The sequence below is a fragment of the Shewanella indica genome (assembly GCF_002836975.1).
Lineage (GTDB): Bacteria > Pseudomonadota > Gammaproteobacteria > Enterobacterales > Shewanellaceae > Shewanella > Shewanella indica.
This window is the reverse complement of sequence record NZ_NIJK01000010.1, coordinates 1-25,926: the sequence shown is the minus strand read 5'-3', so window position 1 is coordinate 25,926 and position 25,926 is coordinate 1. Positions and strand designations below refer to the sequence as shown.

The window sequence follows — 25,926 nt, the reverse complement described above, 5'->3', positions numbered from 1 at the left end:
CGGCCTAGGGCGGTAAAAATATCAAAGACCCGATATCCTGTTAATCACAAGGCAGCTCCGCTTAAGTGAACTACGTTGCCGTCATTAGGCGGGGCGTTTATCTAAAGGTCAGTTAAGCACTTCGGCCAGAGCCCGCAGGCACAGGGCAACATTTTCCCGTCTGGCACCGTAACCCATCAGGCCGATACGCCAAGCCTTTCCGGCCAAGGCGCCGAGGCCGGCACCTATCTCCAGATTATAATTATCCAACAGCTGCTTTCTCACGGCGCCATCGTCGACACCTTGCGGGATATAAACTGCGTTGAGCTGCGGCAAGCGGCTCTGCTCGGCCACCACAAACTCTAGCCCCATGGACTCAAGCCCCTGACGCAGCAAAAGGTGCATCTCCCGGTGGCGCTGCCAGGCATTTTCCAGCCCCTCTTCGGCCAGTAACCTGAGCGCTTCGTGCAGTGAGTACAGAGCATTAACCGGCGCTGTGTGGTGATAACTGCGCTTGCCATCACCGCTCCAATACCCCATCACCAGGGACTGGTCCAGGAACCAGCTCTGCACCGGGCTCTTGCGCGCCTTGAGTTTAGCGACGGCGGCCGGAGAGAAGGACACGGGGGACAAACCCGGCACACAGGAGAGGCACTTCTGACTGCCGGAATAGATGGCATCTATGCTCCAATCATCGACTCTGAGCTCGACGCCTCCGAGGGAAGTTACGGCATCGACAATCGACAGACAGCCATGCTCACGCGCCAGGGCGCACAGCGTTTTGGCGTCGGAAAGCGCGCCGGTGGAGGTTTCGGCGTGCACAAAGGCCAGGAAGGCGGCATCGGGATGCGCCTTCAGCGCAGCTTCCACCACTTCTGGGTCAACCGCTGTGCCCCATTCGAAATCCAGCATCACCGCCTCGGCGCCAATCCGCTCGACGTTCTGGCGCATTCTGTCGCCAAACACCCCGTTACGGCAGACAATCACCTTTTCGCCCGGCTCCACCAGGTTAACGAAACAGGTCTCCATACCGGCGCTGCCCGGGGCAGATACCGCTATAGTCATCTCATTGCGGGTTTGAAACGCATATTGAATGAGACTCTTGAGCTCATCCATCATGGCCACAAACAGAGGATCCAGATGCCCAACCGTCGGCCGCGACTGCGCCGCCAATACCTGAGGATAGACATCCGAAGGGCCGGGGCCCATCAGGATCCGGCGGGGAGGGTTAAAAGCGCTAACCGAGGGTGCAGCAAACATCTTGGCTCTCCTTACAAGAGGTTTCAGGGTACGGATTAGAATAATAACTCAAGACCATAGCATAAAACTGACCGCCGGACTGCCCCTGCTTTTGGCGAAGACAGTCGACCTTAATCCTTTCAGGATCTCACTGGCCTGGGCGCGCCAGAAACAGCCGGTAAGCGGGGTTATCCGTTTCGTCCTGACAGACAAACCCCAACTCATCCAGAAACTGACCAAAGGCGGCTTCATCGGCCTTGGGCACTTCAAAGCCGGCCAGCACCCGCCCAAAGGCGGCGCCATGGTTGCGATAGTGAAACAAACTGATGTTCCACTTACTCTTTAATGTCGTGAGAAACTGCAGCAAGGCTCCGGGATGCTCCGGAAATTCAAAGCTGAGCAGTTTTTCTTCCAAAGGCTCGGGTGGCAAGCCGCCCACCATATAACGCACATGCAGTTTGGCCGCCTCATCGGCAGATAGATCCTGCACCGCAAAACCGGCACTCTCCAGGCGGGAGACAATCGCCTGCAGCTCGCTGACACCTTCGCTAAGACGGATCCCGGCAAACACCACGGCGCGATCGCGCCCGCTGAAACGATAGTTGAACTCTGTCATCACCCGCCGCTCCAGCAGTTCACAAAAATGCAGGAAGGAACCCGGCCTTTCCGGAATGGTCACTGCCAGCACCGCCTCTTTATGCTCGCCCAGCTCGCAGCGCTCGGACACATATCTCAGGCTGTGAAAATTGACATTGGCTCCGCTGAGAATCGCCGCCAGTTTCTCGCCCTTGCCCTTGTCACCGACATACTTTTTCAGCCCGGCCAGCGACAAAGCACCGGCCGGTTCGGCAATGGCGCGGGTATCTTCGAAGATATCCTTGACCGCGGCGCAGATCTCATCCGAGCTGACAGTCACCACTTCATCGACATATTCCCGCGCCAATCGAAAAGGCTCCTGACCTATACGCTTAACCGCCACCCCATCGGCAAACAAACCCACCTGCTCCAGCGTCACAGGTTCATCCGCTTCCAGCGCTGCCTTGAGACAAGCGGCATCTTCCGGCTCGACGCCGATGATCTTCACCTCGGGCATTACGGCTTTGTAGTAAGCAGCAATGCCGGCAATTAAGCCACCGCCACCCACTGGCACAAACACCACTTCAAGATCTCTTTGCTGCTGCAGCATCTCCTGGGCAACCGTGCCCTGCCCGGCGATCACCGCCTCATCATCGAAGGGGGGAATAAACACCCGCCCCTCATCCTGGGCCAACGCCATGGCATACTGATTGGCCTGATCGAACGACTGCCCATGAAGCACCACATTGCCGCCGAGGCGGCGCACCGCATCTATCTTGATGTCCGGGGTGGTAGTAGGCATCACTATCACGGCGTCGACCCCGCGACTCGAAGCCGACATGGCAACGCCCTGGGCATGATTACCGGCCGAGGCACATACCACTCCGTTTTCGCACTCAGCTGGGCTCAAGGCGGCGATACGATTATAGGCGCCGCGCAGCTTGAACGAGTGTACCGGTTGCATATCCTCGCGCTTGAGAAACACCTGGCAGCCCAAACGGGCCGACAGCTTGTTCAGACTCGACAGCGGGGTAACCCGCGCCACATCATAGACATGGGACAAGAGGATCTTCTGTAGATAATAGTTGGCCAGCGACAGCTGACTCTTGGATGCCAGCGCCAACATACTAGCCCTCCAACTTAGTGCGATCGCGCACGGCGCCCTTGTCGGCACTGGTGGCCAACATGGCATAAGCCTTGAGCGCCAACGACACGGGGCGCACCCGTGCCAACGGCTTCCAGGCCAAAGGCCCCTTGGCCTGCATCGCCTCACGGCGCCGGGCGAGCTCAGCATCGCTCAGCTTAAGTGTGATGCTGCGGGCCGGGATATCGATTTCAATGGCATCGCCATTTTCAATCAAGGCGATAGTGCCCCCTGAGGCGGCTTCCGGTGACACATGGCCTATGGACAGCCCGGACGTACCGCCGGAGAAGCGGCCATCTGTGATTAAGGCGCAGGCCTTGCCCAAACCGCGGGACTTGAGGTAACTGGTGGGATAAAGCATCTCCTGCATGCCAGGGCCACCTTTAGGGCCTTCGTAGCGAATAACCACCACATCCCCGGCGACCACTTCACCGCCGAGGATCCCGGCAACGGCCTCGTCCTGGCTCTCATATACCCTGGCCACGCCCTTGAACCTGAGGTTGGATTCATCCACCCCGGCGGTTTTCACTATGCAGCCATGCTCGGCCAGATTACCGGACAGTACCGCCAAGCCCCCTTCCTGACTGAAGGCAAACTCGCGGCTGCGGATACAACCTTCGCGGCGATCTGTATCCAGTGATGGCCAGCGGCAATCCTGGCTGAAGGCCTGGGTAGTAGGGATCCCCGCGGGACCGGCACGGAAGAAGTCTTTTACCTTCGCAGACTCGGTGCGCATCACATCATAATTGGCCAGCACAGACTCAAGCGAGCCATCATCGGAAGCCACATGGTTAACATCCGTATGCAGTAAACCGGCGCGTTCCAGCTCACCCAAGATCCCCATTACGCCACCGGCTCTGTGGACATCTTCCATATGGTATTTAGGGGTCGAAGGTGCCACCTTGCAAAGGTGCGGCACCTTGCGGCTGAGGCGGTCGATATCCGCCATGGTGAAATCCACTTCGGCTTCCTGAGCCGCCGCCAACAGGTGCAGCACAGTGTTGGAAGAACCGCCCATGGCGATATCCAAAGTCATGGCATTCTCGAATGCCTTGGAGTTGGCGATATTGCGCGGCAATACCGAGGCATCATCATCCGAGTAATAGCGCTTGGCCAGCGCCATCACTCTTCTGCCCGCCTCCAAAAACAGTTCGCGCCGGTCGCTGTGGGTCGCCAACATGGAGCCGTTGCCCGGCAGCGACAGCCCCAACGCCTCGGTCAGGCAGTTCATCGAGTTAGCGGTAAACATGCCGGAGCAACTGCCACAGGTTGGGCAGGCGCTGCGTTCGATTTTCTCACTGTCGGCATCGGATACCCTGTCATCGGCCGCCGCCACCATCGCATCCACCAGATCCAGCTTGATAAGCTTATCGGACAGTTTGGTCTTGCCCGCTTCCATAGGCCCGCCGGAGACAAATACCACAGGGATATTGAGCCGCAGCGCCGCCATCAACATGCCGGGGGTGATCTTGTCACAGTTGGAGATACACACCAGAGCATCGGCGCAGTGAGCATTGACCATATACTCGACGCTGTCGGCAATCAGTTCACGGGAAGGCAGGGAATAGAGCATGCCGCCATGACCCATGGCGATGCCGTCATCGACCGCTATGGTGTTGAACTCTTTGGCGATGCCACCGGCCTCTTCGATGGCCGATGCCACCAGAGAGCCCATGTCTTTCAGATGTACATGACCGGGAACAAACTGAGTAAAGGAATTGGCAATGGCGATAATGGGCTTACCGAAGTCGCCTTCCTTGACCCCTGTGGCACGCCAAAGGGCTCGGGCTCCGGCCATGTTGCGGCCTTCGGTACTGGTTGCTGATCTGAGTTTGGGCATTGCTCAATTCCTTACGCTTATTCTGATGATTCTTGGTTAGCCGTTGACGGTACGGGAGAGGCAGCTTGCGGGCCGCACAGTGCAGCGGGCCACGTCTACCAGCTTAGTCAACTGACGACTCAGCAGCTCTATGGCTCTGTCACTGTCGACCGCCATTGCCAGCTGCAGGCGCTGATCCTCGGCCAGTGTCATATGCATATCGCGGACGGTAAAGCCGCGGTGACGGGTTACCCGCAATACACGTTCCAGCACTTCGGGGCGTTGTTCCAGGGTCAATTCCAGATTATGGATCATGATCGCTTCTCCGTTTGTTCCATCATTTCACAGTTGGAGGCGCCGGGGGGAACCAGCGGCCAGACATTAAAGGCATCGTCTATGGCGACGTGCAGCAGGAAGGGGCCTTTGGCACTGAGCATCTCATCCAGTGCCTGCTCAACCTCATCGGCCGAGTAGATGGTGCGTCCGGGGATATCGAAGGAGGACGCCAGGGTAACAAAATCGGGGTTATCGGACAGGTCGGTTTCGCTGTATCTCTCTTCAAAAAACAGCTGTTGCCACTGTTTCACCATGCCCAACTTCTGGTTATCTATCAAAAGTATCTTCACCGGCAGTTTACGACGCTTGATGGTGGTCAGCTCCTGCACATTCATCATGAAAGAACCATCGCCGGAAACCGTGACCACAGTGGCATCCGGCCTTGCCATCTGCGCGCCTATGGCCGCCGGCAAGCCAAAGCCCATGGTGCCAAGCCCGGCACTGGAAAGATGATCTTCCGGGCGGCGAAAGTGCATATGCTGGGCAACCCACATCTGGTGCTGGCCGACATCACAGCTCACCACAGAGTCACTCGGCAGCTTGTTGGCCAGACGGCGCAACATGGCCGGCGCATAGATGAGTGAGCCTGGGTGGGCGTAATCCCACTGGTGCAGCGCCCGCAGGTGCTCGACTTCCGCCTGCCAGGGTGCTATCTGCAGCGCTTGCGGCACCAGTTGCGTCAATATGCTTCTTAAGTCCCCATCCATGGCCACATCCGGCTGGCGCAGTTTGCCAAGTTCGGCGGCATCGATATCCAGGTGGATCACCTTGGCCTTGCTGGCAAAGCTCTCCAGCCTACCCGTGACCCTGTCATCGAAACGGGCACCGATCACCAGCAGCAGATCGCACTGCTGCACCGCCAGATTGGCGGCCTTGTTGCCGTGCATCCCCAGCATGCCCAGGTAACCTTGAGTGCCGTGGGCTATGGCGCCCAGCCCCTTAAGCGTTGCCACCGAAGGAATACCGCTGCGCTGAATAAAGGCCCGCAGCGGCTCTACTGCGCCCGCCATACCGACGCCGCCACCGACGTACAACATGGGTTGGCGCGCGGCCGCCAGCAAGGCGTTGGCTTCTGCCAAAGCCGCCTGGTCCAGCTCCGGCTCATCGGGCACCGCCTGCAGCGGCGCCTTGTATTCCACTTGGGCAAGCTGGATGTCTTTGGGGATATCCACCAGCACAGGACCGGGACGGCCGGAGGCGGCGATTTCGAAGGCGCGGTACAGGGTAGCAACCAGTTCCTCGGCGCGGGTCACCATAAAACTGTGTTTGGTACATGACAGGCTCATGCCCAGCACGTCCATCTCCTGAAAGGCATCTGTGCCTATCACAGAGGTGGAAACCTGGCCCGTGATGGCCACCAGCGGCACTGAGTCCAGCAGCGCATCGGCCAAGGCGGTGATCAGATTGGTCGCCCCCGGGCCCGAGGTAGCCAGGCAGACCCCCGTCTTGCCGCTTGAGCGGGCATAACCGACGGCGGCGAAGGCGGCGCCCTGTTCATGACGGGAGAGCAGATGTTCGATCTGGCTGTCGTAGAGAGCATCGTAGATAGGCATGATGGCTCCGCCGGGATAACCAAAAACCGTGTTCACCCCATGGGCGGCCAATACCTTGATAACTGCTTCACTGCCGCTGATCTTCTGCCCTTGTTCCATCTTGTTATCTCGCCTATTTTTGCTGCTGTTTAAGTTTTCAATGGCCCTGAAACGACAAACCCCCCGGTCCTTTCGGAGCGGGGGGTTTATTTGCAATTTCTGACCCTATCTGGTCTGTCGTCGCGCCACGAGCCGCCCCCGCTGTGATGGAATAATCACGACGGTAATAATCACAAGGAGGAGCTTGGCGCTTAAGTTAAACATTTCTCAGACAGTTTCCTGTATTCAATTTATCTGCTTGGCGAGCCCTTTGGCGGCGCACTTATTAACCATTACCATAAAGTGTTTTCAGAACACAACAAAAAAATTCACAACCTGAAAATCTTCCAACTTGGCCTGGCTATGGCACCCTCGCCAATGGCTCGCCTAAACAGCTTGATTGCCGCCGGCGGCAATCAAGCTAACGTTTACGTCAATCTTGCAGGTTTATCCTTTTCATTTCAGTCATGTAACCGCGAAGTTCGGCACCGACATACTCGACGGCCGTATGGCGAATCGCTTCGTTGACCTCGATCAGACGCAGATTATCGACCCCATTGCCCGAATCCTTGAGACCGGCGCCCAGGACCTCGGGAGAGAGGGCGTTGACATAGTCACGCAACAGCGGCACGGCGGCATGGTTAAACAGGTAACAGCCATATTCGGCGGTATCCGAGATCACTACGTTCATCTCATAGAGGCGTTTACGGGCTATGGTGTTGGCAATCAGCGGCGTCTCATGCAGCGACTCGTAATAGGCCGACTCTTCGATGATCCCGGCATCCACCATGGTATCGAACGCCAGTTCCACCCCGGCCTTGATCATGGCCACCAGCAAGATCCCCTTGTCGAAATAGGTCTGCTCATCTATCTGCTCGGCGCAGGTCGGCGCCTTTTCAAAACCTGTGTTATTGGTCTCTTCACGCCAGCGCAGCAAATTGGCGTCGTCATTGGCCCAATCGGCCATCATGGTGGCGGAAAACTCGCCGCTGATGATGTCGTCCATATGTTTTTCAAACAGCGGGGTCAGCAACACCTTAAGCTCTTCGGCAATCTCAAACGCCTTGATCTTGGCCGGGTTGGACAGGCGATCCATCATATTGGTGATACCGCCATGCTTGAGCGCCTCTGTGATGGTTTCCCAGCCCTGCTGGATAAGCTTGGCGGCATAACCCGGCTCAACGCCATCGGCCACCATCTTGTCGTAACCCAAAATCGCCCCTGTCTGCAGCATGCCGCAGAGAATGGTCTGCTCGCCCATCAGATCAGACTTCACCTCGGCGATAAACGAGGAGTGCAGCACGCCGGCACGATCGCCGCCGGTAGCACTGGCATAGGCCTTGGCGATCTCCAGACCGTCGCCATTGGGATCGTTCTCAGGATGCACGGCGATCAGTGTCGGTACCCCAAAGCCACGCTTGTATTCCTCACGCACTTCGGTACCTGGGCACTTGGGCGCCACCATGATGACAGTGATGTCCGGCCGCACCTGCATCCCCTCTTCCACTATGTTGAAACCGTGGGAATAGGACAGGGTCGCACCTTGTTTCATCAAGGGCATTACCGCATTGACCACAGGAGTGTGCTGCTTGTCCGGTGTCAGGTTCAGTACCAGATCGGCTGTGGGGATCAGCTCTTCGAAGGTGCCCACCTTGAAACCGTTTTCGGTGGCCCGCTGCCAGGAGGCACGTTTCTCGGCTATGGCTTCGCTGCGCAGGGCATAGGCGATGTTCAGGCCCGAGTCACGCATGTTCAACCCCTGATTGAGCCCCTGGGCACCACAGCCAAGGATGACAATATTCCAGTCCTTGATATAGTCACAGCCGTTTTCAAACTCGCTGCGCTCCATAAAACGGCATTGGCTCAGCTGTGCCAATTGCTGCCGCAGATTCAGGGTATTGAAGTAATTTGCCATCTTAGCCACCTGTTTAACCGAATTCCTGGGACCAAGCCGAAACGGCTCAGTGATGCAAATCACTATAGCCCATGGTTTAAATTGCTTGAAATGATATATTCGGCATGTCATGTTGCACAAAACGCAACAACAAAAGAGGCAAAACGGCATGGATATTCGGGCGATAAAACTCTATCTGGATCTCTGCGACACCCTGCATTTTTCCCGCACCGCCACCCGGATGCATGTCAGCCCTTCAACCTTAAGTCGCACCCTGCAAAGGCTGGAAGATGAAGTGGGCAGCAAGCTGCTGGAGCGGGACAACCGCAGCGTCACCCTGACCCACGCTGGCGAAGCCTTTCGCCGCTTCGCCAGCCAGACATTGACTCAGTGGCAGGAACTGCGCCGCGAGCTGGATCCGCAGCAAAAGCTGCTGAGGGGCACGCTGCAACTCTATTGTTCGGTCACAGCCGCCTACAGCCACCTGCCGGCCCTATTGGATAAGTTTCGCCGTCAGCAGCCTCTGGTCGACATCAAACTCACCACTGGTGATGCTGCCGATGCGGTGCAGGAAATTCAGCAGCAGAGAGCGGATATCGCCATCGCCGCCCTGCCGCAGGACTTTCCGCCGAGTCTGCACTTTGCCCCCATAGGAGAGGTGCCACTATCGATTATCGCGCCCACCATCAACTGTCAATTGCAGTCGCTGCTGGCGCAAAACCCTATTCCCTGGGAGCAACTGCCCTTTATCGTGCCCGACCACGGCCCCGGGCGTTTACGGGCCGAGCGCTGGTTCAAGGCGATGGGGATCAAGGCCAATATCTATGCCCAGGTATCGGGCCACGAGGCGATAGTGCCCATGGTGGCTCTGGGCTGCGGTGTCAGCATCACTCCGGATGTCGTGGTAGCCAATAGTCCACTGGGCGAGAGGATAAAAACCCTGGCCTCACCGGCCGAGATAGCCCCCTTTGAACTGGGGTGCTGCTGCAAGGCCAAGCGGCGCCAGGATCCCTTGGTGAGTGCATTTCTGGAAGTGATTTAGCTAAAGGAAGGTGCGAACAAGTCCCATGCGTGCTCTGCGTCGGCTTACAGGCCTGGATACAAGGCGTGGTTCGCAGCAAATGGCCCTAGTCCTTTGCAAGAAGCACAACACAGCAGGCAGGCTTGTAAGCCACGTCCTTCGGGGCTTGGAAAGTCGGGCGGGCTTTACCGACTATGACCGAGTCCTCTGCAAGATGCATAACTCAGTCTATGGTCTGTATGCCACGCCCTTCGAGCTTACCTTAAATATCGAGTGACTCTTCATCCTTGGGCAGTTGATCTTCCTGAGGCAAAAGGCGGGTAACCAGCAACTGGTCAACCTTGTAGGCATCTATGTCCACCACCTCAAACTTATAACCTGCGTAGTTAACCGAGTCGGTGCGCTTGGGGATCTTGCGTAACGTATACATCATAAAACCGGCGATGGTTTCATAGTTTTGGTTTTGCGGAAACTCTTCAATACCAAAGGCACGCATCACGTCAGTTATCGGCGTCACCCCATCCACCAACCAGGAGTTGGCGTCGCGGGGCACTATCTGTTCTTCACTTTCATGCAGCGACCAGGCGCCCATTACCGCACTTTGCAGATCGTCAGTGGTCACAATCCCCACCACCAAAGCGTATTCATTCATCACCACCGCAAAGTCGGCCCTGTGATGACGGAAATATTCCATGGCCTCCGACAGACTCAGGGTGTCGGGAATAATCAGGCAGTTGCGCACTAACGAGGTATCTTTCAAATCTATCTTGCGGCCGTTGATCACCCGCAGCAGCAGTTCCTTGGCGTCCACCACACCTTTGATATTGTCCAGCTGACCATCACACACCAAAAACTTGTTGTGCGGATCCTCGGCGATTTTTTTCTTGATAGCGTCTTCATCATCCTGCAACAGGAAATACACCAGGCTCTCACGGGCGGTCATCGCTGAGGTGACGCTGACAGATTGCATCTCAAATACATTCTCGATCATCTGCTGCTCGCCCTTATCCAGCACACCGGCCTCGGCACCGGCATCCATAATGGCGTAGATATCATCAGGGGTGATTTCATCATTGCGGGCAGTAGGTATCTGCAGCAGTTTGAAGATACCGTTGGCCATGCCATTGAATATCCATACAAAGGGGCGCAGCAAGGCAATACAGATAAGCATGGGGTTTACCAAGTTAACGGCCACTTTCTCCGGTAAGGCCATGGCAACGCGTTTGGGCATCAGGTCGGCGATCAGAATAAACAGACTGGTCACCAATACGAAAGACAACACAAAGCTTACCTGTCCTACCCAGGGCGGCGGAACCACATGGGCCAAAGCTGCCGCAAAATAAGGGGTAAAAGCAGACTCACCGACAATACCACCCATGATGGCAACGGCATTGAGACCAATCTGCACTACGGTGAAAAAACTGCCCGGAGTGGTTTGCAGCGCCAACACTTTTTCGGCGCGCAAATCTCCCTCATCGGCCATCTGTCGCAAACGGATTTTACGGGAAGCGGCCAGGGCAATTTCAGACATGGAAAAAAAGCAGCTGGTTCCGATCAGGCAAAAGATAATCACCAAATTATCGAATAAACTCATACAACACCTTAGGTTAGTTACAAAGCGCTTCTATGCCGTGCCCTTATATCCAGGCCTGAATGTGGAGTGACTGGGAGGTCTAAAGGCGAACTGGTTACCGGTACGGGTACTAAACTGGCGAATTGAGTGGCTTTGCTATACTCCAAGAAACCCATTGCAGGCTTCTTCTACCGGAATGAAGTTCACATTATATCCGTTTGCCGCATTTTTGACAGTGATGCTTATCTCACCGGTCTCCAACGCAAAAGATGAGCTTAACGGCATACCATTAAAAATATGTGTCGAAGAGTCCGAATTTCCACCCTTCAATTACTTTTCCAGAATAGATGGCCGTAAGTCCCATAACAGTGACGGCTATGATATTCAGCTGCTTTATCGACTGTTTACGCCACCGCGTTGGCAGTTACACATCATCGCCCTTCCCTGGCCAAGGTGCATGTTGGAAGTGGAATTGGGCAAGATAGATGCCGCCATGAGCGCCTCAGCCAACCCAGAGCGACGGCGTAAATTCCTGCTATCGCGCTCCTATTACCACCTCACCCCTGGGGTGGTGTTTCTCAAACAGCGCTTCCCAAAGGGTCTAAGATTCAACTCGCTGACGGAGCTAACGCGGATAGGCACAGTTTGTGGCATTCGCGGCTTCAATTACCACCACTTCGGTTGGAACAACTCTCTGCCACTGTCTTTGAGCAAAGATCTGCCGTTGATCCCCGAGTTACTGCAACGGGGTAGATGTGACTTCTTTCTGGCACGGCTGGAGGTTTTCAGCGGCACCTTAAAGCTGATGAAGCGCAATCCCCAGGACTTTGGGTTAGCAACGCAAGCGGTTCCCCACACCCGGCCAGAACCCTTCTATATGCTAGTATCCAGACAAAGCCCACACAAGATGGCACTGCTTGAAGAGTTCAATAGCGGCGTCACCCTACTGGAAAAAAGCGGCGAGTTGCAACTGTTACTGCAAGCCTTCACAGACCACTGAATTCCAGGCTATTGCGCAATACACCAAGTATTACGTCCTTGATGTTTAGCCTGATAGAGCGCCTTGTCTGCCAGCCGAATAACCTCACTCAAATCCCGTGTATTCGGGGTCAGGAGTGCCAATCCAAGACTGATAGTGACTATACCTGCGGGTGCTGAGCCATGAGTAATTTGCAATTCCCGAACCTGAGTCAACAAGGTTTCGGCAACACCCTCAGCTTGCCTGCGGTCGACTCCCGGCAACACCAAAGCAAATTCTTCGCCGCCGACTCTGGCCAGCAAGGCGCGTTCAGGAAGCGCTTTACGCATGGCCTGGGCCAAACGCTGCAATACCCGATCACCGGCTGGATGGCCGAAACAATCGTTAAAAGCTTTAAAATGATCGACATCCAGCATTATCAAGGCGCCCTCCTCTTTCGAAGCCAGCAACCGCGCCAGGGATTCAGTAAAGGGACGGCGGTTCGCCAATCCAGTTAGTTCATCGGTTTCCGACAGCTGTTTAAGTTTGTGATTCAGCCCCAACAGCTCCCGCTGCAGCCCCAACATCTGCAAATCTCTGCGCTCCCTGACCAGGAGCTCGTTGAGCGCAGCGGCAAACTGGGTCAGCATGGCACGGCGGGATTGAGGCCAAAGTTTTGGAGATTGACTATTGCTTAGCGACAAAATCCCCAGCAGGTCTTGCCCATCTGTGATGGCAAACAGCGCCAGGGAACGTAACTGCAACTGTTTGAGTAACCTATATTCGGCGCTATCATCCGACTGCAGGGTTTCCACATCCTCAACGACTATCATATGTCTGGTGTTGAGTTGCTCTGAAAAACGATTCAACTCACTGATATCTATGTAACTTGAAGACAGCAAGTCGTCGCGGCGACTCCAGACGCTACGATAACAGAGTTGTTGCTCTTTGATCTCCAGCAAGGTGACCCGCTCGACTGCAAACAACTCGGCAATCTGACGACCCACATCGGCCAAAGCCTGATCTACGTCCCCTGGCTGTACCTTCAGAAACTGCAATGATAGATCCGCCAATAACTCATTGGCTCTGGCCTGCCAAGCCAGTTCTTTATGGCTAAATTCCACCTGCTCGGACAATTGCCTTTGCCCTCGAGTCAAATGCCTCTGCTGCCAGCGTTTGCGAGCAAAGTCGGTTCTAATACGTCGGTACATCTGCTCTATGGCGCGGGCCACGCTGCCAATTTCATCTTGATTTGCCGCCCCTACCTCATTAGGTAAGGGCACTTTTCGCGGTTGTCCCAAATCGATACGATTGACGTATGCGGCCAGCGCCGCCAATCTTCCGGTAACCAGACTGCGCACCAGAGTCAGAATCACGTAGATCATCAGCAGGGTTTTCAAGCCATTACCCACGACTATCAGGATCATCTGCCGCCACAACTCATAATAGAGCTGGTTGCGGCTGCGTTGAACCTTAAGCTCACCTATCTGTTGCTGACGGTAGATTATTGGAAACAAAAAGGTTTCATTATCCTGGGCCTGATTATTTCCCACTTGCAGGGTAATCCCATCGACACTGGACAAAGACGCGCCGGAGACATAAGGCTGCATGCCTATGCCAATCAGTATATCCCGCAGCAACTTATGGTCCACATCCCAAATGGCCTGTGCAATACCGGGCAGATTGGCTTCGACATATTCATTTAGCCTACGATTACCGCCCTCAACACCATCCTGATAGTTCCAGAACAACTGGGCCACCATGGTCATCAAGGCAAAGAATGAACTGACACCTATGATAACCAAGGTCATCTTGTGACTGATGACAGAACTTTGCTTCAATGCGTTACTTCCGATGTCTGTTGGTACCAAGCGAGCAGTGCCCGCCAGTTTCGTTGCTCGAGCAGATTGAAAGGTTCTGTGCCCGGAACCAACAGCCTGAACATTGAGGAGACCTCCTCATTCCAAGGCTTAGCCTCACTGTCGTCGCGAATGCGCCTGAGCGCCTCGGCTCCTGCCAGCAAATGACCGCCGCCCAGGACACTGACACGCCCCTGGCTACGCCAATCAAGCACCTTGGAGGAAGTATTGATACTGGCAATGAATATATCCTCTCCTGGCCTGAGTCCCTTTTCCTCCAGCGACGCAATAGCACCAAAGGCCATGTGATCATTGGCGGTCCAGATCCCTTTCAGCTCCGGGTAACGTTTCAGCAGAATTTCTGTTTGCGTCTTGGCTCTTTGCTCTTGCCAATGACCGTAGACGACTTGTAATGGCTCTACCCCTCTTTCTCTGAAGCCATTTATTGCCCCTTGAGTCCGGGCTATAGATGCTGGCGTTCCCTTATCGCCGGAAATCAGCAGCACTTGTTGCGTCCCTGGCCCCACCTGCTGCAACAAGGCCTGCGCAGTAAGAAAGCCTATCCGTTCATTGTCAGGGATCAAAGGCGGCAACAGATGCTGTCGCCAGTAAGGCTGTTGTTGCAACAAATGACGCACCTCGGGAGCCACATCATTGAGCAACAAAAGAGTCTTAACAGGCAAACCTTCAAAGGCAGCCAACATTTTTACGGCAACATTTTTTTCATTAACCAAAATAATGTATTGAGGTAACTGTTTACGGGTAGCCAATTCTTGTGCCAAAGCTATCATCCGAAAATGATCCCTGTTGGCATGCAATATTTCCAACTCAATATTTAGCTCGGTAGCTGCTGTCAACATAAGGCTGTCTATATCGCCCCAGAAACTTTCCTGAGCAGATCCTGGATTAATAAAGCTCACCCGTATCGGATGAGATTGAGCCAAAGGCTTGGCAGGATAAACCAGAAAAACAGTTAGCCAAGGTAGGATAAACAAAAGAAGTTTACGTCGTGGTATGAAGCTATCCCCCCACGACGTATCAAGTAGATTCAACAGCAAGGTATCCATCCCCCAGGCAAACAACACATCTCGTATACCGGGGAATTAAAACACAAATGAGCTACTTTTGTGGAGATTAATTAACCTGTGGCAAACTTTCCAAAGGCTGATAACCCATTTCATTGAGTTGATCATTAACGCAAGTCAGCAGATACTCCTGACGCTCTTCGACTGGAACCGCGTCTTCATCAGCCATCTGCAAACAGGCTTGCAGCAGTTGTTGAACGTCGGTTTCACTGGCTTGAGGCAATGCTTTTTCTTCATCGACAGCCAAAACAGCACCACTGAGTAACATACCGGCCAACAGTAAAGTTAAGCTTTTCATCTGGTTTCCTTGTGTGAGTAAAGTGTCGTTTCGCGGAACGGCACAGAGAAGTCTCACACAATCTATCAGTAGATTTTACATTCAGATAACGAGAAATTTTTGCCGTGACAGTGACCTTTTTTATCCAATCGACAACCAGGAAAGATGAAAACAAGCCCCTGAAGGACTTATTCGCACTTTCCCCTAAGTCTTCTATCTCTAGTCATCGCAATAAAGCATGTGTCTTTAGACGTATTGGAAGGAGCTCAGTTGGTACTGAAAAGAAGTATCCCTGTAAACCGTCATAAGGCACAAACTCCATCGCCAAAAACTGGTCCAAGCTCTCGACCTTTTCAACAATCACTTTCAGTAAGGCTTTATCCTTCAACTGATAGACATGCTCAATAAAATCGGCTCTTATCTTCTCAGAGCACTCAAAACCATTAGGCAAGATCAATTTAATATAATCAACACAGCCAGTACCTATCCACCCCTGTCTTAGATCTCCTTCAGGCTCAAAATCATCCAAAGCTATTTTTAGTCCTCTATCATGCAGCTTTGCCACACTAATAAAAGCCGGGTGAGCGCAATCCGAATTCAAACGTTCAGTTATCTCAATAACCAATTCAATATCCTGTTGCTTCAATGTATCATTTAGCCAAACCAATTCAGCTTCCAATGCCATTATCACCCTGGCTTCAACATTAATAAACAAACGTTTTATTTTACGCCCTGTCAAAGCCAATACATCAAGATTCCTATAATCAATCACAGCTAACTGGTGCAACTGCTCCAATGATAAATCCAATAGTTCTTTACGCTTTAAGTTTTGATAAAAAAGCTCAACATTCTTGTGCTGCATTCCTGGCCTAAATAAAACTTCATATGCAACACTCTTTATACACCCATTAACCTCTCTGGCAACTATCTCTTGTAAATGAGCCTGTGTCAAAGGTTTACAATCCGCTTGAAAGAGAGATTCTTCTTTAGAAAAACCGTTATGACTCACATGGATATTGCTGCTTCTCTGCTGCATTAACATACACCCTCCTTAGACAACAGGAATCAACTCCCACAAACAAGATGACACCCTGTAAAATCAATAACATTAGCCCGGTAATCAGGAGGTTCTCACCAAAGCCATTGTTTATACAGTTATAAAATCTAATAAATAAACCAAGATGGACAAGGACACACAAACCAATAATTGTCACAACAAAACAACAGGTTGCAACATTAACATTTTTTTGATTAACAATTTATAAACTGAAACGCTGGATTTTTTATCACTTATTATTAGAATGAAAACATGTAGGCGGCTAGGTTGAAGCCAAAAATCAATAGGATCCAAGATGGACACCACTAAAGAAAGGGAACGCATCACTGTTCACCAAAACAACGGCAATCCAACCATAAGCACAAACACCAGAAGATATAAGTGTTCAACTCCGGAGTTTTATATATTAAAAGAAATGTATAACAACAAAGGGCAAGCTGTAAGCAGAGATAAATTATTATCAGTGGGCTGGTATGGTAGAGTCGTATCTCCAAACTCTATTCCAGTGGCCATTGCCAATCTAAGGCGTGTATTCAGAGAAATACTAGGTAATGAGTTAATCTTCACAGTCAAAGGGGTTGGATATGGATTAGACACAATGCAAGATCATCTAAAAATAGACTTCTTGTTAGACAATCAAGACAATTCCATTTTTGAGAAAGAACAAAAAATCAAAAACAATGTGTTGATAACAAATCCAAAAGAAAACCAACCTTATTCAATCAAGACAATTTCAATAATAACAATATCAATTGCATTATTCTTCCTACCATTCACTATAAAAATATCAGTTACAGAAAATCTCCCTGAAGTAGACATTTACACTGATGGAAAAACAAAAATAATAACCCTAACAGAAATGGAAAATATGGACGAACAAAAAGAAATAAAATCACTCATTCACAAGCTAAATTATAAGTTACTTGGAACTGTCGATTTCCACGATCTCAAGTCAGAAATAAACGATGACAAAGATACAATAATCCTCAGTTATGGAACAGGAGTTTTTTCAATTGACTGCATTAACAAGTCAAACAATAAAGTCAGAACTTATGTCAGCCACAAGGAAGCTTCCATATACAATAAAATCAAGGATGGAACTGCATGTCAAAGCTAGAAAGAATGGTGCCATTTATTATTCCACTCGCATTTTTGCTGGCTTCTATTATAGTCAACTTAATTTATGACTATCACGATGTTCAAGATATTGATGGCATGTACCGAGTGATAAAAAGTGTTGAAGGGCCTGATAATCAGATAAGGCGCGTTAGCTTTTCCCTTTATATCGACATGGAGTCAGAAAGCTTCTGGGGTTGGTTACAACTTGGTGATAACAAAGATAAATTTGAGGGTAAGATACTCTTTTCCGGCAAAATCTCCAGGCTGGCATTACATGATAATTCTGTGCAAGTCGAACAAGTTAAAGTCTACCCTGTCTCAACCGATTCCCTGGAAGCCTTGTTTGACAATCCCGCGCTATCACTATTAAAGCTGTTGCTGGCAACTGATTATAAAGTGGTATGGCACTATACCTTGGTCGACAGCGTATTTTGTTTCTCCAACGAAGCAGATGACAGCCTCAGATGTATGCAGAAAGTCATCTAATCTCACAATTGTTATAGATGCAGTCCATTCCCGGGTTCTGGCAACCTCTGTCGATAAGGTCAGAACCGCTATTCCCTCAAGCCACTGTAAATCCAGGCAACTGCTACACTCTACTGAATAGGGAAGCGCACAACAAAGGAACTGTTATGCCCATAGCCAGAGTTGCCACCCGAGCCGCCAAAGGTGTGGAGGCGCCTCAGGTACTGGTCGAAGCTCACCTTTCCAACGGCCTGCCGGCCTTCAATCTGGTGGGGTTGCCGGAAGCTTCGGTCAAGGAAGCCAGAGAAAGAGTCCGCAGCGCCATAATCAATGCGGGTTTTGAATTCCCCATGCGCAGGATCACCATCAATCTGGCACCGGCCGATCTGCCCAAGCAGGGTGGACGTTACGACCTTCCTATTGCCATTGGCATTCTGGCAGCATCCGGGCAACTGCCACTGAAATCTTTGGACGAGCATGAATTTGTCGGTGAGCTTGGGCTGTCCGGTGAAGTCAGGCACTGCACTGGGATCCTGCCGGTGATCATCGCCGCCCGTCAAAGAGGTATCAAACTGGTATTGCCACAGGATAACCGCAGTGAAGCCGATTTGGTGGGCTACCGGCAATGTTGCCTGGCCCAGCACCTGCAACATATCGCCGCCTATCTGCACGGGCAGCAAACCCTGCCGGGGATAGTGCCGGGAACCGAATGGCTGGAACAATTAAAGCCGCACTCGAATGACTGCCTGTCGGAAGTCATAGGCCAATATCAAGCCAAACAAGCACTGGAAATCGCTGCCGCCGGCGGGCATAACCTGCTGATGTTGGGGCCACCTGGCACAGGCAAGACCATGCTGGCCAGCCGGATAATCTCACTCCTGCCCCCCATGAGTTATGAGGAAGCGCTGGAAGTGGCTGCGATTCATTCAGTGGCCGGTATGGCCACTGAGCCGGGGGAATTTTATCGCCGCCCGTTTCGCGCTCCGCACCATACCAGCTCGGCCATCTCTTTGGTGGGTGGCGGTTCAATCCCCAAACCCAGCGAGATTTCACTGGCTCATCTGGGGGTGCTGTTTCTCGATGAAATTGCCGAGTTCCCCCGCAAGGTACTCGACTGCTTGCGTGAACCCATGGAAACCGGCCATGTCATCATCTCCCGCGCCGCAGCCAAACTGCGCTTCGATGCCCGCTTTCAACTTATCGCCGCCATGAACCCCAGCCCCTGTGGTGATGCTGGCCCGGGAAGCCGCGCCAGCCCAGAGCAGATCCGCCGTTATCTGGCCCGGCTGTCAGGCCCTTTCATTGACAGATTCGACCTCACCATTGAGGTGCCCAAACTCCCGCCAGGCGCCTTGACCTCAGATACGGCGCAAGGTGAAACCAGTGAGCAGATAGCCGCCAGAGTCGCTGCGGCCAGGGAGCTGCAACTCAGCCGCGCCGGCGTACTCAATAGTCAGTTGGGCAGTAAGGCATTGAAGCAGGCAGGTTTCAAACCCGGCGATCTGGCGTTTCTCGAACAGAGTGTCAATCAGCTGGGATTATCGGTGCGCAGCTTTCATCGGCTGCAACGAGTGGCACGCACCATAGCCGATCTGCAGCTCAGTCCCATGGTCGAGCGACGCCATCTGGCCCAGGCCCTGGGTTATCGGGCGATGGACCGTTTGCTAGCCAGTCTGCAACAGCTTTAATGACCCATGTGGATTGATGCCTGCATGTTAGGCGAGTCAACAAAGGGGCCTATGGCCATAGGCCAAGCGTCCAGAAAAAGCAAAACAGCTGAAAGCACCTTGGCTTCAGACTAGGTACAGGCCGCCTTTGTTACAGTAGAACACCATTTCTCTGACAAGGAGCCCAAGATGAAACCACTGATGCGTTCCCTTTCCATCAGCTCCATGCTGACATTAACCGCCTTACTCTGGGGTTGCAGCGATGTCATCAGCGAACAATACCCCACCGAGGCCGAAGCCCGGGCTGAAGGAGTATTCGATCGTGGCTGGCTGCCGCCGATATTGCCGCCCTCTGCCACAGAGATAAAGGTCAACAATGATCTGGACAACAACAGCTCCAGCGGCAGTTTCCGCCTGCCCGCGTCGGCGATGAGCGAGTTCACTTCTCAGTTAAAAGCGGAAGAAGGTCTGGCCAACAGCTGGTATTACCGCGAAGGCGACTCCCTGTGGATCTTCCGCCTGACCCAGGACGGAATTATCCAGTACCAACTGCAGTAAGGCTTCAGCTAGGTAACGGTTGCAACTTGGCCAACAGGAAGGCCAACTCGGCCACATTGTGGACGGCCATCTTCTCCAGTACTTTCTTACGATGCAGCTCCACCGTTCTCTGGGTGACATAGAGCTCGGCGGCAATCACCTTGTTGAGCTTGCCCGCCAACACTCTTTGCATCACCTCTCGCTCTCGCGGGGTCAAGGTTGCCAGACGGGAGCGGAGCTCCGCCTGTTCACTGCTGGCCGCAAAGCGCTGCGCCGTCAGGGCTGCGCCCTTGCTTAACAGTTCAAGCAGCCGATCACCATCGACTGGCTTTTCGAGAAAATCCATCGCCCCTTGCTGCATCGCCTTTACTGCCATGGCGATATTGCCATGACCTGTCAGTATGATGACCGCCAATGGACTGGACGCTTGCAGCAGTTGTTGATGTAGACTGATCCCATCCATGCCGGGCATCTGCACATCGAGTACCAGTACCCCGGGCAGTTGCCAGGCCGCACCATCCAGGAAGCTTGCCGCACAGTCAAAACCAACTGCCTCTATGCCTTGGCCCTTGAGCATCCACTGCAGTGATTCAAGCACATCCTGATCATCATCAACCAGATATACAGGGGTCATCATCGATTCTCCTCGGCAGTACCACCACCATGTCCAAGCCGCGCTCGCTGTTGTGGGCACTGATGCTGCCACCATGTTCTTCCACAATACGTTTGCAGATAATCATCCCCAATCCCAGGCCGTTGCTCTTATTGGTTTCAAACGGGAAAAACAGTCGTTCCAGCTGGGCCTCACTCAAGCCTGTGCCCGCATCGGATATCGTCAGCCGACATTGCTTGGCGTTGCACTCGAGACTGAGTCTTAACCAGGGTTCCTCACTCTGCTCCATGGCATCCAAGGCATTGAGCAACAGATTGACCAACACCTGCTGCAACAAGTTGGCATCCCCATCTATGGTCACGGCTTGCAACTCACACACAGGGACAACCCCCAGACGCTTGAGCTCGGGCGCCGTCAGCGCCAGGGTATCGCGAATGAGCTCGTCCAGACGAAAACAGCGACGCTCACAGGGCTGCTGACAAAACTCCCGTAATCGGCGAATCGTATCCTGGGCCCTGTCCACCTGGCTAATAAGCTTGCCGAGAGCGTCTTTGATCTCCTGCTGCTCGTCTCCCAGACGATACAGACACCCCTGGGCCAGATAGCGGATCCCGGCCAGAGGCTGCTTGAGTTCGTGAGAGATACCTGAGGCCATTTCACCAGTCAGTAGTACCCTCTGCGCCCGATAAAACTGATTCCGCTGCTCAAGCAGAGCCTTTTGGGTTCGGCTGTGCTGCTCCATTTCGCTGCGCAGTGCCCCGGTGCGCTGCACCACCAGACGTTTTATCCGTAAGTGATGCAGATACCCCAACAGCAGGCACAGCAAGATGGCCCCCACCCAGGGAGCCACACCTGAAACCACCCTGTGCCAGTTGGTTTGAAACGGCCATTGCTGCAAAGTGCGCCGCAGCGCAAACACGCTGCTGTCGTTCACCGGCACAGACCAACCCGCATACCCGGCCGCCTTGGCCGCGGCTGCATCCTCAGTCAGCGCCAGCAGTGCCCTCGCCACTTCGGTTGCCAGGGCGTTATCTGTGTGACCCGGCTTGGACAGGGCGGTATAGGGATATAAACGGCTCGATACCTGGCACTGAAACCCAGGGGGCTTTTCCGCCAGCAACACCTTAAACGCCTCTTTGGGATAACGCCCGGAAGCGATGGCCTGCTCCAGCACACAGGCGGGCAATACCGCCAGATCGGCCTCGCCGCTCAGCAACCTGTCCAATAAAGCGGTCTGCGGAAAGCCAACAAACTGCAACGCCTTGAGCTCGGTGGCAGGGTTGATCCCCCGCCGCGCCAGTTCACCGCTGAAGATCAGAAAACCGCCGAAAGCCTTGGGATCGGTAGAGATGATCCTCAGTTGTGACAACTGCTGCCAACTCGTCAGTTGCACCTCGGGTCGGGCCACCAGCGTCGACCCCATCGCCAGTTCCGGATCCCGGCCATCTCTGGGTATAAGCGTCAGTAACTGGCTGACACCATAGTCTTTCTTATAACCCACAGTGGCGTATTGATTGGCGAGAATAAAATCCAGAGCGCCTTGGCTCACCTGTTGATCCAGCTCAGCCGGAGTCAGAGGCAACAGAGTCACCCTCTGGCCGGTATGCTCGCTTATTGCTGTCGCCGTGTCCTGCCAGGCCAAGAGCGCATCGGCCGGCTCGCCAAAAGTGAGGATACCGATACGGATATCGGCCCAGGCCTGAGGCAGGCACAGGCAAAACAGCAACAACACGCTTGGTAAATAACGGCACATGGCAAATTAGTTAAGCATTAAACACCTCGCCATTATGCGTTATTTCATGCCGCGACAAGCGGCTTTCAGCGCGGGAATTGATCGGCTTCACATCTGAGATTCGCTTTCGGAAAACCGCTATATAGCGGCACCGATGATTTTGATTCCATGGTGCCATGCAAACAAAAAGAGAGGCTGATATGAACACTAAAGTGACGCAAAGCCGGCGGGCTTTTCTCAAGGGAGGGCTGGCCGTTTCCGCCCTGGGACTGGCACCTGTGGCTCTGGCTGCCGACAAGAGCAGCAAACCCCAAGTCCAATGGGATGAAACTTTCGATGTCGTGGTGGTCGGCAGCGGGCTGGCCGGTACCTGCGCCGCCATTCGCGCCAAAGAGCAAGGCGCCGCCGACACCATCATCATCGAGAAAATGCCTGTGCTCGGCGGAACGTCGGCGATCTCCGGACTCAACTTCTCCGTGGTCAACAGTCATCTGCAACAGCGAGACGGTATCCAGGACTCGGCCGAACTGTTTGCCGAAGATATCAGTCGCGCCGGTGGTTTCCAGAACCACAGAAATCTCACGCTGACCATGGCTGAAACCACGACCCGGGTGCTGCCTTGGGCAATAGAGCGCGGTTGCCGCTTCCACGACAAGCTCAAGAGCCTGGGTGGCCATTCAGTGCCCAGAACCCTGTATCCGGTCAATGGCGGCGGCAAGGGGATCCTAAGACNCTTCCACGACAAGCTCAAGAGCCTGGGTGGCCATTCAGTGCCCAGAACCCTGTATCCGGTCAATGGCGGCGGCAAGGGGATCCTAAGACCACTGCGAGCCTTTTACACCCAGGAGCTGCAGGGTGAGATCCGCCGCCGGGTCAAGTTCGAGCGGCTGATCCAGAACGAAAATGGCGATGTGCTGGGGTTGCAGGTCCGGGAGCAATACCACTTCGATCCCGCCCTGGCCAACGATGATCGCGACAACCGCAGTGGTGTTATCAAGCATTATCGAGTGCGTAAAGGTGTGGTCATGGCCGTAGGAGGCTACAGCCGCGATGTGGAATTCCGCTCGGCCGAGTTTCCCAATATCCGCGAATACATTCCCACCACCACCCACAGAGGTGCCACGGCCGGTGCGCTCAAGGCTCTGGTGGCCGCCGGCGCGCAAACCGTGCACCTGTCGCTGATGCGTTTTGCCTTCGATATTCCCACCGAAGATCTGCAGTGGGGCGCCTTGGTCGACCCGGCCAGCGGCAAACGTTTTATCAGCGAGCGAAATAACCGCCAAGTAGTGGCTGAAGCCATCTGCAACATAATGGATCGCAACAATGGTCGCTTCCCGCTGAACATCTATGACCAGGATGGCATAGACAACTTCCACGACAAGCAGCGCCTGCAGCTGGCATTAGAAGAAGGCATGATGCAACGCTACGACACGCTCGAAGCCCTGGCCCAGGGCGAAGGCATAGATCTACCTGGCCTGAAGGCGACACTCAAGCAGTACAACGCCGATGCCCAAACCGGCACCGACAGCCAGTTCGGTAAAGACTTCAAGGCCCTGAAGCAGGTCAGTGTCAAACGCGCCCCCTTCTATGCCATCAAGGCTCGTCCCAAGTTCAATTACACCCAAGGTGGCGTGCTAATCAATGAACAAGCCCAGGTCATCTCGCTAACCACAGGGCGAGCCATCAAGGGGCTGTATGCCTGCGGCGAAGCCACGGGTGGCTTGTTCGGCCGTATTCGTCTTACCGCCTGTTCCTGCCCGGATGCCTTCGCCTTTGGGGTGATTGCCGGTGAACAAGTTGCCAAAGCTTAAGGAGTCGCCCATGAAAACTTCACTGATCTCAGCCCTGTTGATGGGCACCTTGCTGGCGAGCCAAGCCTGGGCTGGCGAACTGACCAAGATGTCCGGCTCCCGCGAAGGCCGCAGCAACCACGCCTTCATGTATCAAGAAAAGGACTGTAAGACCTGTCACTTAGGTGCCCCAAAAGGCCCAGCAACAGAAACCGCCTGTCTCGAATGCCATGGCGATTACCAGCAAATTGCTGAGCAAACCCGTGACAGTAAGCCCAACCCACACGATGCCCCCCACTGGGGAGCCGATGTGCCCTGCACCGTGTGCCACAGCGAGCATAAGCCGGCAAAGGTGTTATGTAACGACTGCCACCAGTTCACATTCTCCAATTTCAGCCACTGAATTCAGAGGTCAAGATGAAAAAATTACCACTGGCTATCACAGCCCTCGCCGCCTTTTCCGGAGCCGTCAGCGCCGCCCCGACTCTCTATGGCCGCTTGGATTATTCGGTCACCCACTCAGACTCGGGCAGCGCCACCCATAAAGCCAAGTCAGGCACAGTGCTGGAAAACAACTTCACTCGCCTGGGCGTCCGGGGGCAGAACGATCTTGGCAGCGACTGGCAGGTTTTCTACCAGATTGAGCTTGGAGTCAACGCCGCCGCACAGGACGCGGGAAATAAACCCGTATCGGCGAGATCGACCTTTCTCGGACTAAGGCATCAAGAATGGGGCTCGCTGGCGGCCGGACGCATGGAGCCTGTGTTCAAAATGACCAAAGGCTTTGTCGATGTGTTCGATAACTACAGCATGAAACACGATCGCCTGATGGCCGGGGATAAACGTTGGGGCGACTCACTGGAATATCGCACGCCAAACTGGCACGGCTGGCAACTGGGCGCCAGCTACCTGCTGGAAGACAATCACTTTGACGCGGACGATGCCCGTCGTGACAACGGCAACATCCAGTTGGCATTGAGCTGGGGTGATAAGCGTCTCAAGCAAGGCGATCTGTATCTGGCCGCAGCCTACTCAGACGGAGTGGAAGATATCAAGGCCTGGCGCCTGGTGGGGCACTGGAAGCTGCAGCAGCTCAAGCTGGGAACCCTGATCCAACACTCGGAACTGGTCAATCCGGCCAAGCCACAATGGCAGGCGCGAGAGGGCACAGGATTTATTGTCAGTGCCTCCTATCAACTGGACAAGTTAATGCTCAAGGCCCAGTACGGCCGAGATGATTCGGGAACCGGACTCATAGCCACGCGAATTTACGATGCCCTGGGACAAGCAGCCCAGACAGTGCCTGAGATCAGCCAATGGGGCATAGGTGCCGAGTATCAGTTGTCCAAGTCCACCAGAGTCCACACCGAAATCGGCCAGTTCGATGCCAAGGGCTACAGTGACTTTGATGACACTATCACCAGCATAGGTTTAAGATACGACTTCTAAAACCATTGCAGTCAAAGGCCCGCATTCGCGTAATGCCGTTCACTTAGTGTGAACGGCATTTTTCTTAGGCTTAATGGGATACTTGTTTTTACTCATTTTTAACGCA

At 53.7% G+C, this 25,926-nt stretch carries 22 protein-coding genes; 9 read left to right on the top strand and 13 right to left on the bottom strand.

All coding sequences use genetic code 11. The features are described from left to right. Positions 1-108: 108 nt before the first annotated feature. The 6 genes from CX650_RS02845 to ilvC form a co-directional block, all read right to left on the bottom strand. A complete protein-coding gene (locus tag CX650_RS02845; RefSeq protein WP_101094970.1) occupies positions 109-1,239 on the bottom strand; it encodes a pyridoxal-phosphate-dependent aminotransferase family protein in 1,131 nt (376 codons plus the stop codon). A 127-nt stretch (positions 1,240-1,366) separates the two neighbouring features. Next, positions 1,367-2,920: a threonine ammonia-lyase, biosynthetic gene (gene ilvA / locus CX650_RS02840; protein WP_101094969.1), complete on the bottom strand. Its 1,554-nt coding sequence runs from the start codon at positions 2,918-2,920 to the stop codon at positions 1,367-1,369. A gap of 1 nt (position 2,921) precedes the next feature. Then, the gene (ilvD, locus tag CX650_RS02835; protein WP_101094968.1) at positions 2,922-4,778 is read right to left on the bottom strand and encodes a dihydroxy-acid dehydratase; all 1,857 of its coding nucleotides are present in this window, start codon (positions 4,776-4,778) and stop codon (positions 2,922-2,924) included. Positions 4,779-4,814: 36 nt separating this feature from the next. Beyond that, a complete protein-coding gene (gene ilvM / locus CX650_RS02830) occupies positions 4,815-5,072 on the bottom strand; it encodes an acetolactate synthase 2 small subunit (RefSeq protein WP_025889838.1) in 258 nt (85 codons plus the stop codon). Next, the gene (ilvG, locus tag CX650_RS02825; protein WP_101094967.1) at positions 5,069-6,745 is read right to left on the bottom strand and encodes an acetolactate synthase 2 catalytic subunit; all 1,677 of its coding nucleotides are present in this window, start codon (positions 6,743-6,745) and stop codon (positions 5,069-5,071) included. Before ilvG ends, ilvM begins: the two co-directional genes overlap by 4 nt. 412 nt (positions 6,746-7,157) lie before the next feature. Further along, the gene (gene ilvC / locus CX650_RS02820) at positions 7,158-8,639 is read right to left on the bottom strand and encodes a ketol-acid reductoisomerase (protein WP_071476404.1); all 1,482 of its coding nucleotides are present in this window, start codon (positions 8,637-8,639) and stop codon (positions 7,158-7,160) included. Positions 8,640-8,787: 148 nt separating this feature from the next. Here ilvC and ilvY point away from each other — a divergent pair, with 148 nt between their 5' ends. Further along, entirely contained in the window at positions 8,788-9,660 is an 873-nt protein-coding gene (gene ilvY, locus CX650_RS02815; protein ID WP_025010072.1) for an HTH-type transcriptional activator IlvY, read from the top strand. Between the two features lie 241 nt (positions 9,661-9,901). Here the strand turns inward: ilvY and paeA are convergent, their stop codons facing one another. After that, complete coding sequence (gene paeA / locus CX650_RS02805) at positions 9,902-11,233, bottom strand: polyamine export protein PaeA (RefSeq protein ID WP_101094966.1); 1,332 nt, start codon at positions 11,231-11,233, stop codon at positions 9,902-9,904. Between the two features lie 175 nt (positions 11,234-11,408). On the opposite strand from paeA, the gene CX650_RS02800 reads away from it, so the two are divergent. Further along, complete coding sequence (locus CX650_RS02800; RefSeq protein ID WP_052248261.1) at positions 11,409-12,212, top strand: substrate-binding periplasmic protein; 804 nt, start codon at positions 11,409-11,411, stop codon at positions 12,210-12,212. Positions 12,213-12,220: 8 nt separating this feature from the next. On the opposite strand, the gene CX650_RS02795 is transcribed toward CX650_RS02800, so the two are convergent. From CX650_RS02795 to CX650_RS02780, 4 genes are all read right to left on the bottom strand, one after another. After that, positions 12,221-14,011 (bottom strand): sensor domain-containing diguanylate cyclase, encoded by a 1,791-nt coding sequence (locus CX650_RS02795; protein WP_101094965.1) that lies wholly within the window; start codon positions 14,009-14,011, stop codon positions 12,221-12,223. Continuing rightward, positions 14,008-15,096 (bottom strand): ABC transporter substrate-binding protein, encoded by a 1,089-nt coding sequence (locus CX650_RS02790; RefSeq protein ID WP_157822982.1) that lies wholly within the window; start codon positions 15,094-15,096, stop codon positions 14,008-14,010. The genes CX650_RS02795 and CX650_RS02790 overlap by 4 nt, the downstream gene beginning before the upstream one ends. A gap of 67 nt (positions 15,097-15,163) precedes the next feature. Then, positions 15,164-15,412, bottom strand: a complete 249-nt coding sequence (locus CX650_RS02785) for a hypothetical protein (protein WP_039035769.1) — start codon at positions 15,410-15,412, stop codon at positions 15,164-15,166. Between the two features lie 202 nt (positions 15,413-15,614). Beyond that, complete coding sequence (locus CX650_RS02780; protein ID WP_101094963.1) at positions 15,615-16,433, bottom strand: EAL domain-containing protein; 819 nt, start codon at positions 16,431-16,433, stop codon at positions 15,615-15,617. Between the two features lie 310 nt (positions 16,434-16,743). Here CX650_RS02780 and CX650_RS02775 point away from each other — a divergent pair, with 310 nt between their 5' ends. The 4 genes from CX650_RS02775 (at position 16,744) to CX650_RS02760 (ending at position 20,257) form a co-directional block, all read left to right on the top strand. Next, positions 16,744-17,565: a winged helix-turn-helix domain-containing protein gene (locus CX650_RS02775; RefSeq protein WP_101094962.1), complete on the top strand. Its 822-nt coding sequence runs from the start codon at positions 16,744-16,746 to the stop codon at positions 17,563-17,565. Beyond that, positions 17,553-18,053: a hypothetical protein gene (locus CX650_RS02770; RefSeq protein WP_101094961.1), complete on the top strand. Its 501-nt coding sequence runs from the start codon at positions 17,553-17,555 to the stop codon at positions 18,051-18,053. Before CX650_RS02775 ends, CX650_RS02770 begins: the two co-directional genes overlap by 13 nt. A gap of 146 nt (positions 18,054-18,199) precedes the next feature. Beyond that, a complete protein-coding gene (locus CX650_RS02765; RefSeq protein ID WP_101094960.1) occupies positions 18,200-19,720 on the top strand; it encodes a YifB family Mg chelatase-like AAA ATPase in 1,521 nt (506 codons plus the stop codon). 168 nt (positions 19,721-19,888) lie between these two features. Further along, positions 19,889-20,257 (top strand): YbbD-related protein, encoded by a 369-nt coding sequence (locus tag CX650_RS02760; RefSeq protein WP_101094959.1) that lies wholly within the window; start codon positions 19,889-19,891, stop codon positions 20,255-20,257. A 4-nt stretch (positions 20,258-20,261) separates the two neighbouring features. Here the strand turns inward: CX650_RS02760 and CX650_RS02755 are convergent, their stop codons facing one another. Then, entirely contained in the window at positions 20,262-20,873 is a 612-nt protein-coding gene (locus tag CX650_RS02755; protein ID WP_308428180.1) for a response regulator transcription factor, read from the bottom strand. Further along, the gene (locus CX650_RS02750; RefSeq protein ID WP_101094958.1) at positions 20,848-22,602 is read right to left on the bottom strand and encodes a sensor histidine kinase; all 1,755 of its coding nucleotides are present in this window, start codon (positions 22,600-22,602) and stop codon (positions 20,848-20,850) included. The genes CX650_RS02755 and CX650_RS02750 overlap by 26 nt, the downstream gene beginning before the upstream one ends. Positions 22,603-22,757: 155 nt before the next feature. Between CX650_RS02750 and CX650_RS02745 the strand changes: the two genes are divergently transcribed. From CX650_RS02745 to CX650_RS02735, 3 genes are read left to right on the top strand one after another with little or no spacing between them, the layout of a single operon-like run. Then, positions 22,758-24,392, top strand: coding sequence for an FAD-binding protein (locus tag CX650_RS02745; protein WP_101094957.1), 1,635 nt, complete (start codon positions 22,758-22,760; stop codon positions 24,390-24,392). A gap of 10 nt (positions 24,393-24,402) precedes the next feature. After that, positions 24,403-24,774: a cytochrome c3 family protein gene (locus CX650_RS02740; protein ID WP_044735378.1), complete on the top strand. Its 372-nt coding sequence runs from the start codon at positions 24,403-24,405 to the stop codon at positions 24,772-24,774. A 14-nt stretch (positions 24,775-24,788) separates the two neighbouring features. Further along, the gene (locus CX650_RS02735; RefSeq protein WP_101094956.1) at positions 24,789-25,820 is read left to right on the top strand and encodes a porin; all 1,032 of its coding nucleotides are present in this window, start codon (positions 24,789-24,791) and stop codon (positions 25,818-25,820) included. Positions 25,821-25,926: the final 106 nt, after the last annotated feature.